The organism is Novosphingobium sp. 1529 (assembly GCF_040544855.1).
GTDB classification, from domain to species: Bacteria; Pseudomonadota; Alphaproteobacteria; order Sphingomonadales; family Sphingomonadaceae; genus Novosphingobium; species Novosphingobium capsulatum.
Window position 1 is genome coordinate 1 of record NZ_JBEPKW010000019.1, and the last position, 11043, is coordinate 11043.

Consider the following 11043-nt stretch of genomic DNA (forward strand, 5'->3'; position numbering starts at 1 on the left):
GTCGGAAGATTCGCGTCCTGACCGTGGTGGACACGTTCTCGCGGTTCTCGCCGGTGCTCGATCCACGCTTCAGCTACCGCGGTGAGGACGTAGTTCAAACCCTCGAGGCGACCTGCGCCGTGGTTGGCTATCCAAGGACGATCCGGGTTGACCAGGGCTCCGAGTTCATCAGCCGAGACTTGGACTTGTGGGCCTACACCAACGGCGTGACCCTGGACTTCTCGCGGCCGGGCAAGCCGACAGACAACGCCTTCATCGAGGCTTTCAATGGACGCTTCCGGGCGGAGTGTTTGAACACCCACTGGTTCCTGACGCTTGCAGACGCCCGCGAAAAGTTGGAGGAGTGGCGCAGATACTACAACGAGGATCGGCCGCATGGCGCCATCGGCAACAAGCCCCCGATCACGCTGATGCATCCCGGTGACGTACCCAGCCCGTCACCGTGACCATGGCTGGGAAACTCTAGCCCCGGGTGGTCCAGAGAACGGTGTCGGATCATGAAGGGGGCCGGACTCTACCTCTGACTGGTAACAATCAGGGGAGCACGTCAATCGCCGACTGCGACCACCAGCGCGCTTGAATTGAGCGCTCCGTGCCGAGTATGGTCAGCAGGAGCCGCGTGCTCGCTTCCGCCCTCGCTGCTTCGGTGAATTCGGCATCGCGGTCGTCATTCTGGTGAGCCGTAAGAAAACGTCGAACATACTCGAGCGATATCAAGAGAATGGCATGGCCTCGCCGTGCAAGGGCACGGCCCATGTGATGCATACCGCAGCAGGCCTCCATTGCCACGATGCAGGACGCTAGAGCACTTGCGTATGCAACGAGCGTCTCTCACCGCATTCGCCGGCGGACAACGGCCTTCCCAGTTGCATCCAGACAAACCACGCTGCAGCTGTGCATGCTCAGGTCCATTCCGAGAACCGATACGTCCATGACTGTCGCTCGGTCTTCAAACCCTCCCGCTGTCTCAAGATGCAGTTCGGCTTCGGGCAGGCCATCCATGAACTAGACCTCGGATGCCTGATCGGGAGGACTAGCTGTCGCGCGTCACCTCAAGCGAAGCTTGTCCTAGACGCCGCTGCCGACAATGTGATGCAGCCGGTCATAGCTGACATCCCCGTCACGGGCTGCCATGGGTTGAACACTCTTGCTGTCACCCGGCCCGATCAAGCCCGCGATGTAAGCCGGGCACATCCGACGCCGCGTCTTGTTCCGCCAAACCCGCTTCTATCACAAGCCTCGTCAAAAGCTGGCTACCCATGAATCACCGTGTTCCCGAATTGGAATCCCAAAAATCACTCTTCTGCCAAAGTAGTGCTAGTTAGCCTGCAATCCCTCCACAGCAGGAACCAAATCCGCCCTCAAACACCCCTACCAAGCGGCTCGACTATGTGGGAAATTTGTGGGAAAAGAATGAAGGTAAGGAACAATTTTCCATTTTAAATACATTTTATCAATTGCTTAATGATTTTAATTATATTCCGTCCCCGGGACGGGCCGGTCGATGATGATCCGCATCGCGATTGCGGTCGTGTCCGCGCGTTTCATCGTTGCTCTCCCGTGCCTGCGCGCGCCCAGTCACCAAGCACCTTGCTGCAATTACCACCGGGGATCGGGCCGGAGATTTCATGCGCGCGATCGAAGGTTCTTCCGGCCATGCCATCACGCTGCTCGCTTTGAAGCTGTCAGCACGTCTCTTTGTGCGCCCCGGTGAACTTCGACAAGCCGAATGGGCAGAGTTGGATTTCGATCGCAGCGTGTGGAACATTCCTGCCGAGAAGATGAAGATGCGTCGCCCGCACCGCGTCCGTAAGCGCCGACGGAAGGCGGCGTTGACGCGGCGTCAGGCCGCGGCGCAGCAGCGCTTGTACTTCATGCCCGAGCCGCATGGGCAGGGCTCGTTTCGACCTGTCTTGCCAGTCTGCATGGCGTGGAAGGCGGGTTCCTTGTCCTCGCGCATGAGCGCGAGCTTGCGCATTCCAACTAGGGCGCGGGGTATGAGGCGGCGTGCTCATCACGGATTGTGTTGGCGTCGTCGCGTTCATCGAACGGCTCGCCGATGTCCATGAAGCCGGTGAACAGGGCAACGAACGTGGCGGTTCGTTCGTCCTCGGCGATCGCCGACCAGTAATCCGGCGCCAGCTTCATGGCGCTCCAGAAGCCCCTGACCCAGGTCCTGACCTTACCGTGGTCTGGCTTCTGACCCGGCTCGCAGAAGGCGGGGGAGAAGCCTGGCCAGCCTTTGGCGAAGCTTGCCTCGATAGCCTTGCGATGGGCCAGGACTGTAACAAGGCCCTGCTCGATCCGGGCAGGATCGACCGCAGACCGTTCTCGCCACAGACCCATGACCCACTGCGCGGTTTCCAGGTGCGGCGTGACCAGCACGCCGGTGAGGTAGCCGTCCATTTCGAGCGGCGGCAGGAGGCCGGGGTCGCGGACCAGCGGCAGTGGGATGGCGGGGTGCGGTGTTGCGGTAGTCATGCCGCCAGGGCAGTATCGCGAGCCGCGTGCCAGCGCCATGGCAGGAGTTCGTCGATCCGGTTGATCGGATGGCTCCCGATCCGCTCGATCACAATTGTTGCTGATCTCGAGCAGGCCGTCATCGCAGTAGCGGATCATGGCAGCCCACCGACGATTCAGCGGATAGCGGCATGCCTTGGCCAGAGCGCTGTCGGACGACAGCCCCTGCTCCATGGTCTCCAGCCAGCTTCGCAGGCGACGCAAGTCTGGGTTGGGTAAGGCGCGGTTGCGCGATGACCTGGCCGGCAACGATCTGCTCCCCCGGCTCGACCTGCGGGTGGAAGCGGCCAAGGATTTCGGCAGCGGCAGCCCCACGCGCGTGCCGGGCGAGGTGATGTTCGGGGTGCGCCTGTCGATGCCGCTGGAACAGCGCGCCGCGCGGGGCCGCCTGGCCGAGGCAGAGGCCGATGCCGACGCGCTCACGCATCGCCTGCGCCTCGCTGAACAGCAGATCACCGCCGTTCTTGCAGCCTGCGTGTGCAGGTCAGCGGGGCCGAGCGCCTGGCCACGCTGGCCGGCGACGAGGCAGGCCTGGCCCGCCGCATGGCCGAGGCCGAACGCCGCCGCTTTGCCCTGGGCGCTAGCAATTTCCTGCGGGTCAACCTGCGCGAGGAAGCCGCCGCCGACGCGCAATTGCGCCAGATCGACGCCCAATACCGCCACGCCGCTGCCCGTGCCGAACTCGCCGCCAGCCTGATGGACAGCGCCAGCCTGCTGGGGGAGAGTTAACGCATCAATCACAGTAGGTCGGGGTCCGGCTCAAGGCCGACCAGATGGCGCCCGACGATGACCAGGCGATTTTCGAGATCGAAAAACATGTGATTGCCGGCAGTATGGATGTCCCGCCAATAGCGCTGCAATGGTCGCGACTTGAATGTCGCGCTTCCGCCAGCGGCGGCGAGCAGGCGGTCAACCGCGTTCATGATCATGCGCCCGGCAAATGCTTCGTCGCCACGCGAGCGCAAGACCTCGTCCATCGCCGGACGGGTTCCCGCCTTGGCGTGATCGACAATGCCTTGCCAGTGCGCGATGACCAGCGCACTGGCAGCGCGGATTTCCATATGGCTTTCAGCAAGCCGGATGAATGACAGGGGATTGTCCATCCGCAGCTTGCCGGTATGCGGGCGAATGCGTTTCTGCACACTTTCGCGGTAGGCAGCCAGGGCGCCATCCGCAGCACCGAGCAGTACGGCGCCGAAGTTGGCCGCAGTGGCCAGAAATGGCATCCGGAAGAGCCAATGGTCGTGCAGACCGGGTTCTGCTGGCGGCGCGAACATGCCTGGCCCCCAGCAGCGATGCTGCGGCACGAACACGTTGCGCACTTCCACCCGCTTGCTGCCGGTGCCACGCATGCCAACCGTGTCCCAGTTGTCTACGATATTGAAATCGGTGCGCGGGATCAGGCCAAGGTATGACACGCCCGGCATGCCCTCGACGCGAAATCCAAGCTGGGCCCAGGCAGCATGGTCGCAACCGCTGGAAAAGTCCCATGCGCCGGTAAGCAGATAGCCGCCCTCGGTCGGCTGCGCGGTGACTACCGGCGCGAACGACGAGCAGATGCGGGTGTCGGGCCCATCGGCCCAGATGTCATCCTGCGCCTGTTTGCCGTAATAGGAAATCCCGTGCGAATGCGTGCCAACCACACCAGCTATCCAGCCAGAAGCAGGGCACACCGCAGCGAGGCGCCGCACGCCGGCGAGGAATTCGATGAAATCGACCTCGTCGCCACCATACATTGCCGGCACGAGAGCGCGGAAGACACCTGCTTGGGTCAAGGCAGCGATGCTGTCGGGATGAAGCGAAATGCGCTCATCGCCTTGTGCAGCTGCAGCGGCGATCTGCGGCAGTATCTGCTCTATCCGTGCGCCAAAGCCATCGGTCGCGACGCCATGTGAATCTGGTGGCGGCATGAGCAGGGCGTGATTCATGGGGGCTCTCCTGAACGGTGGCACCGCGCTTCATCGCGCGTTGCGGGCCGCGTTTTGTCAGGAAGCCAGACTTCAGGAAAATCGTAAGGCGTGTACGGATACATCACGTAAAATGATAGATGCCGGCATGGCGCCAGCCTTCATGCCGCATGGTCATCCATCATGTGCAACACCCTTTCGAGCCGGGACAGCAGCCATTCGAGGCCAGGATCGGATGTCCGGTGACGATGCCATTGCGCAATTTCGACCACGGGCTTGAGCGCGAGGGGCAAAGGCAGAACCTTCAAAGGCAACATGCATGCAAACCGTTCGGCTTGGCGGCGGTGCATCACACCCATGTGCCTGCTGCCGACCAGTGCAAAAGGCACCATGGCGAACGAGGCGACCGACACCTCGATGCGGCGATGGATACCCATTTCCGCCAACTGCTTTTCATACACGGATGGGTGCGAAACGCCCCTGAATTCGGCACAGACATGGCCCATGTCGAGGAACTGGTCGAGCGTGATGCGATCGCCAATCGTCGGATTTCCGGCCCAACAGACAGCCCGCGCGTCATCCTCGAACAGCACGCGCCGCGGGTGTTCCGGCCTGGCGAAACTTTCGGCAACGATCAGAAGATCGATGTCGCCTCGCTCGAACATCTCCAGCGCACTAATATCAGGGGGAAGGAACTTGAAACTGATCCCCGGCGCCTCGTTTTGAACCTGCAGCGCAAGGTCGTGGCCAACGATCATCGCCACATAGTCCGAGCACCCCAGCGTGAAACACCGAACCGCGGTGGCCGGGTCGAATTCGGATGGGTTGGTAATGGTGGATCGCACCTGTAGCAGAATCGCGCGAATGGCAGGGGCAAGCTGCTGGGCCTTGCCGGTCAGTACCATGCTGCGGCCGTCTCTCGCCAGAAGCTCGTCGTTGAAATATTCACGCAGCCGCTTGAGCGCCCCACTGACCGCCGATTGGGTCAGGTTCAGGTGCTCCGCCGTGCTGGAAACGCTCTTCAATTCGATCAGCGCATCGAGCGTGACCAGCAAATTGAGATCCAGTTTGTCAAAACGCATCGCGCCACTCTCCCAGCTACGCGGATGCGTGCATCTAAACCGGAACACTACATGCTTTTGCAACCCAAAGATGGGCGATGCCCGGCAGAGGAACGACGGCCGCCATATGGCCCGGCGCGGCTACCCGGCTCGGGAGCTAGGCCCGCCAATGCCGAGCATTATCTGCATCGGCGCGCTGGTTCCGCTCAGATCGGATAATGGCCGGGCAGGGTTTCCACCGTAATCCAGCGGGTTTCGGTGAAGCTGTCGATGCCCTGGCGCCCGCCGAAGCGGCCATAGCCGCTGTCGCCTACCCCGCCGAACGGCATTTGCGCCTCGTCGTGCACGGTGGGGCCATTGATGTGGCAGATGCCTGATTTGATGCGCTTGGCCAGCATCAGGCCCTTGGCCGCGTCGCGGGTGAAGATCGCTGCGGAAAGGCCGTAGTCGGTGTCGTTGGCCAGCTCGATCGCGTGGTCTTCGTCGCGGGCGCGGATGATGCCGACGACCGGGCCGAAGCTCTCGTCGCGGAACAGCTTCATGTCGGTGGTCACGTTGTCCACCAGATGGGCGGGCATGATGACGTTCTGGCTCGTCTCGCCGCTGACGAGAAGGTTCGCGCCTTTTGCGACGGCATCTTCGACCAGGGAGAGGCAATGGGCGACCGTCTTGGCATCGACCACGGCGCCCAATGGAGTCTTGCCCCCACGTGGATCGCCAGCGGTCAAACTCTTGACCTTGGCAGCGAATTTCGCGGCGAATTGATCGGCCACGGCATCGACTACGATAATCCGCTCGGTGCTCATGCAGATCTGGCCCTGGTTGAAATAGGCGCCGAACGCGGCGGCCTTGACCGCCTCGTCAAGGTCGGCGTCGGCGCAGACGACGAATGGCGCCTTGCCGCCGAGTTCGAGCAGGCACGGCTTGAGGTTTTCAGCCGCACGTTTGGCGATGATGCGGCCCACCGCCGTACTGCCGGTGAAGTTGATGCGCTTGACCTGTGGCGCGTCGATCAGCCCGCCAACGACATCGGCAGCATCCTCGGGTCGGTTGGTGACGACTTGCACCAACCCTTCCGGAAAGCCGGCAGCGGCAAAACTTTCGATGATCAGCGTGTGGGTGCGGGGGCATTGTTCCGACGCCTTGAGGATCACACCATTGCCGCAGGCCAGCGGCACGGCAATCGCGCGCACGCCCAGAATGATCGGGGCATTCCAGGGGGCGATGCCGAGGATGACCCCGACCGGCTCCTTGAGCGCCATCGCCAGGCAACCCGGTTTGTCGCTGGGAATAACCTCGCCCGCAATTTGCGTAGTGAGGGCCGCTGCCTCGCGGATCATGCTGGCACCCAGCATGTGGTTGAAGCCCGCCCAGCCAGCGGTTGCCCCGATCTCGGCCATCATCGCGGCGATGAAATCATCCTTGCGCGCCACCAGGGCATCTGCTGCCTGCATCAAAACCGTGCGCCGCGCATTGGGGCCCATCGCGGCCCACGCGGGCTGTGCGGCCGCTGCGGCCGCAGCAATTGCGGGCACGTCGGCTGCTGTCATCGCGCGCGCCGTTGATGCCACTTCGCCGGTGATCGGGTTCAAACGGGTAAAGGTCACCAGATCCTCTCCTCAAACTTTCCGGCTGACAGCTTGGGGCATAATTAGTTTGTCGTCAAACTAAAATGCTGTATCAGCGCGCCAAGGCCGTGAACGAATCGACGGCCTGGAGGAGAGCAAAAATGAGACTTGCAGGGATGGATGCACGGATATCGGCGAGCGTGACCGCGATGATCGTAGCGGGACTGTGGACCGCGTCGGCGCAGGCACAAGCGGCAGACCAGGTGCCGGATCAGGCGGCCAAGGATGCGGCCGTGGCGCAGGAGATTGTCGTGACCGGGTCGCGCGTTGCCAGCAATGGCAATGCCCAGCCAACCCCTGTTACCGTGATGTCGGCCGACCGCCTGCAGGATGCCTCGCCGCGTGGCCTGGCCGAAGGCGTGCTGTCACTGCCCAGCTTCAACGGGTCCAACTCGCGGACGGCGGGTGGTGCGGCAGCCAACGCCGGGCACAGCTACCTCAACCTGCGCGGCCTGGGCACCAACCGCAATCTCGTGCTGCTCGATGGCCGCCGCTTCGTGTCGACGCAAGATGCCGGCGCGGTCGACATCAACCTGTTCCCGCAGTTGCTGATGAAGCGCGTGGAAGTCGTGACCGGTGGGGCGTCGGCGGCCTATGGTTCTGACGCCATCGCGGGCGTTACCAACTTCATCCTCGACGATCGCTTTACCGGGCTTAAGGGCCTCGCCTCGCAAGGCATCAGCCGTTACGGGGACAGCAAGACCACCCGTCTCTCGCTCGCCGGCGGCACGTCGTTCCTGGATGGCAAGCTGCGCGTCGTTGCAAGCTTTGATTACACCAAGGACACTGGCGCCCAAGGCTACAACATCGGCGGCAAGAACCGCGCGTGGCAGCGTCTTGGCAGCTTCCTGGTCAACAACCCCAATGTGTCGCCAGCCAATCCGGCATCGCCCACCAACCCCACGCTGATCGTGGCCAACAACGTGGTGTTTCCCTATGCCACCACAGGCGGTCTGATCGTGTCGGGCCCGCTGGCGGGAACGCAGTTCCTGCCGAACGGGGCAACCGCGCCGTTCACCTTTGGCACGAACCGCACGTCGGGTTCGATGTCGGGCGGGGATGGCGCCAGTCCGGTTGGAACCGGCACGCTGGAAACGCCGCTGGATGCCAAGGTGGGCTTTGTCCACGTTGCCTATGGCGACAAGGACAGCATCGAAGTGTTCGCCGAGGGCAACTATGCCCATACCTACATCACCAACAATGCCGGTGCCAACAGCTATGGCGTGAACGGCACGGCTTACACGATCTTTGCCGACAATGCCTATCTGCCGGCCAGCATCGCCTCGCAAATGGCGCCTGGCAGCAGCTTCAAGATGGGCCGCTACAACATTGACCTTGGGGTCTACCAAAAGCAGGTCGAAACCGAGGTGGTGCGCGGCGTCATTGGCGCGCGGGGCCGCATCGGTGCCAACTGGAACTGGGACGCCTATTTCCAGCATGGCCGCACGCAGGGCAACTTTACCGCCGCCAACGGCATCATCACAGCCAATCTCTACAACGCGGTTGATGCGGTGGTGAACCCGGCCACCAATCAGATCGTCTGCCGCTCGACGCTCAGCAATCCTGGCAATGGCTGCGTGCCCATCAACCTGTTTGGCGCCGGCACCCCGTCGGCCGCGGCGCGCCAGTATATTGCCGGCAATGCCTATGCCAACCAGACTGTCACGCAGGATGTACTGGCGGCCACGCTGCGTGGGTCGCCGCTGGAACTGCCCGCCGGCAAGGTGCAGGTGGCCGTGGGCGCCGAACACCGCCGCGAAGGCCTGAAGCAAGTGGTGCCCTCGCTGGCCACCATCACCCAGACCGGCAATGGCGCGCAAGGGTTTCCCGGCAGCCTGCTGGGCACCCAGGGCGGCTATTTCCTGGGTAACTCCTCGCCGGTCAATGCCAGCTATCTGGTGGACGAAGCCTTTGCCGAAGCACAGATTCCGCTCCTGGCCGACAAGCCCTTTGCCAAGTCACTGGAACTGAACGGCGCTGCCCGCGTCACGCACTATTCCAACGCCGGCACGGTGTGGACCTACAAGGCGGGCCTGGTCTATGCGCCGTCAAGCGATCTGCGCCTGCGTGCCACGGTCTCGCACGATATTCGCGCGCCCAACCTCGGCGAACTTTACCTGTCTCAGGCGCAGACGATTGCCACGGTAATCGATCGCCAGAATGCCAATGCCTCGGCGACGGCGACGATCCAGTTGCCCGGGAACCCCAACCTGAAGCCGGAAAAATCGAACACCATCACGATCGGTGCGGTGCTCACCCCCAGCTTCTGGCGCGGTTTCAGCGCATCGGTCGATTATTACGACATCAGCATCAATGGCGCGATCACCCGCCTCAGTAACCAGCAGACGGTGGATGAGTGCGCCGCGGGCAATGCGGCCCTGTGTGCGCTGATCACACGCAATGGCGGCGCCATCTCGGTGATCTCCACGCCCAATCTCAACCTTGCCACGTTGAAGACGCGCGGCTTCGATGTCGAAATGAACTATGGCTTTGGCATCGGCACGGTGTTCGGCCAGCCGAGCCGGGTTTCGCTGCGGGCGCTGGCGTCCTACGTCACCAAGCTACAAACCACGACGCCGGGTTCCGCGCCGATCGATCGCGCCAGCCAAACGCCCTTTCAGGGCACGGCCAGTGCCGATATCGACCTTGGCCGGCTGAATGTGCTGGTGCAAGAACGGCTGATCGGCAGCCATGCGATCGACAGCACCTATACGCCTTCGTTCGTGGCCAACAACCACATCGGCGCGGTGTGGTATACCGACCTCAATGTCACCTATCACCTGGGCGGCAAGCTGGAGGGGGTCGATGTGTTTGCCTCGGCCAACAACCTGTTTGACAAGGCCCCGCCGCTGGGTGCCACCACCTTTGGCATTGCCCCGTCTTCCACCCTGTCGCAGTTCTATGATGTCATCGGGCTCTATATGACCGCCGGCATTCGCTTCAAGTTTTGACCCTGTTGGCTGGCGCCCTTTGTGGCGCCAGCCTTTTTCGCATGGGGAGATTCGACCATGACCAAGATTTCAATCGCCAGTCTCGCGCTGGCCGGCGCGATGGCGCTGACCACAGTGGCCCCCCTGCAGGCCGCGCCTGCCGCATCGTGTGACCGGGCCTGCCTGATCGCGATGATGGAAAGCTATATCGACGCCATTCCCACGCACGATCGCGCTGGCCAGCCCATCGCGGCCGGCGCCAGGGAAACCGTCAACGGCCGGGTATCGCCCGCCCAATCGGACTATTTCTGGAAGCTGGTGGACGGTATCACCTATCGCCAGATCCTGGCCGATCCTTCCACCGGGCAGGTCGCCATGCTGGGTGTTGCGACCGAGGCGGGCGGCCGCGGCGCCTATTGGCTGCGGTTGGCGGTGAAAAATCGCCAGATCACCGAGATCGAGCAGGTGATCGGCGACCGGCCTGCTGGCGGTGTGCCGGGCCTTGCCGCGCCCAACCCCTATTTCGATCAGATTCTGCCGGAACAGAGCCGTTCCACCCGCGCGCAACTGATCGCCATTGCCGACAGCTATTTCGAGGGTTTGCAGCGCCACGATGGGGCTGGGGTGCAGTCTGCCCTGGGGTGCCGGCGCTATGAAAACGGCAACCAGACCTCGCTCAACCCGCTGGGCAACACCTGGGCCTGCAACGTAATGAGCGACTACACCTACATGGACAAGATCAAGGAGCGCCGCTTCCCCATCGTCGATGTGGAACGCGGCATCGTGGTCGGCGCCATGGTGATCGAGGTGTCAAAGCCCAAGGCCAGCGCCGCGATCACCGGGGCCGTTCCCGGCGGCCCGCAGTCCGTTGTGCCGCTGTTCAGCCGCCCGCACGACACGCTGATCCAGGAGGTTTTCAAGATCGCCGACGGCAAGATCCAAGAGATCAACGTGATCCGCCAGGACATGCCCTATCAGTGGGGCAGCGGGTGGTGAT

Annotated in this window: 9 protein-coding genes and 2 pseudogenes; 4 read left to right on the forward strand and 7 right to left on the reverse strand. The window is 62.7% G+C overall.

Translation table 11 applies throughout. The annotated features are described in order from the left end of the window. On the forward strand, window positions 1-446 hold a 446-nt coding region (locus tag ABIC78_RS20420; RefSeq protein ID WP_354491734.1), incomplete at its 5' end, for an integrase core domain-containing protein. Window positions 447-1071: 625 nt separating this feature from the next. On the opposite strand, the pseudogene ABIC78_RS20430 reads toward ABIC78_RS20420, so the two are convergent. From ABIC78_RS20430 to ABIC78_RS21515, 4 genes and pseudogenes are all read right to left on the reverse strand, one after another. Next, window positions 1072-1212, reverse strand: a pseudogene (locus tag ABIC78_RS20430) (transposase); the annotation flags it as partial. Window positions 1213-1843: 631 nt separating this feature from the next. Further along, a complete protein-coding gene (locus ABIC78_RS20435; RefSeq protein WP_216642982.1) occupies window positions 1844-1978 on the reverse strand; it encodes an SEC-C metal-binding domain-containing protein in 135 nt (44 codons plus the stop codon). 5 nt (window positions 1979-1983) lie between these two features. After that, on the reverse strand, window positions 1984-2520 hold the full coding sequence (locus ABIC78_RS20440; RefSeq protein ID WP_354491736.1) for a UPF0149 family protein: 537 nt from the start codon (window positions 2518-2520) through the stop codon (window positions 1984-1986). Between the two features lie 54 nt (window positions 2521-2574). Continuing rightward, window positions 2575-2976: pseudogene (locus ABIC78_RS21515) on the reverse strand (IS66 family transposase); the annotation flags it as partial. A 21-nt stretch (window positions 2977-2997) separates the two neighbouring features. Here ABIC78_RS21515 and ABIC78_RS20455 point away from each other — a divergent pair. After that, window positions 2998-3249: a TolC family protein gene (locus ABIC78_RS20455; protein ID WP_354491738.1), complete on the forward strand. Its 252-nt coding sequence runs from the start codon at window positions 2998-3000 to the stop codon at window positions 3247-3249. Window positions 3250-3257: 8 nt separating this feature from the next. Here the strand turns inward: ABIC78_RS20455 and ABIC78_RS20460 are convergent, their stop codons facing one another. The 3 genes from ABIC78_RS20460 to ABIC78_RS20470 form a co-directional block, all read right to left on the reverse strand. After that, complete coding sequence (locus tag ABIC78_RS20460; RefSeq protein ID WP_354491740.1) at window positions 3258-4448, reverse strand: acyl-CoA dehydrogenase family protein; 1191 nt, start codon at window positions 4446-4448, stop codon at window positions 3258-3260. A gap of 140 nt (window positions 4449-4588) precedes the next feature. Further along, window positions 4589-5509, reverse strand: a complete 921-nt coding sequence (locus ABIC78_RS20465; protein ID WP_022676223.1) for a LysR family transcriptional regulator — start codon at window positions 5507-5509, stop codon at window positions 4589-4591. Between the two features lie 185 nt (window positions 5510-5694). Next, the gene (locus tag ABIC78_RS20470) at window positions 5695-7095 is read right to left on the reverse strand and encodes an aldehyde dehydrogenase (RefSeq protein ID WP_354491743.1); all 1401 of its coding nucleotides are present in this window, start codon (window positions 7093-7095) and stop codon (window positions 5695-5697) included. Window positions 7096-7265: 170 nt separating this feature from the next. Between ABIC78_RS20470 and ABIC78_RS20475 the strand changes: the two genes are divergently transcribed. Together ABIC78_RS20475 and ABIC78_RS20480 are read left to right on the forward strand one after the other, a co-directional pair. Then, the gene (locus ABIC78_RS20475) at window positions 7266-10067 is read left to right on the forward strand and encodes a TonB-dependent receptor plug domain-containing protein (RefSeq protein ID WP_354491775.1); all 2802 of its coding nucleotides are present in this window, start codon (window positions 7266-7268) and stop codon (window positions 10065-10067) included. 57 nt (window positions 10068-10124) lie between these two features. Beyond that, on the forward strand, window positions 10125-11042 hold the full coding sequence (locus tag ABIC78_RS20480; protein ID WP_354491745.1) for a DUF8021 domain-containing protein: 918 nt from the start codon (window positions 10125-10127) through the stop codon (window positions 11040-11042). Window position 11043: the final 1 nt, after the last annotated feature.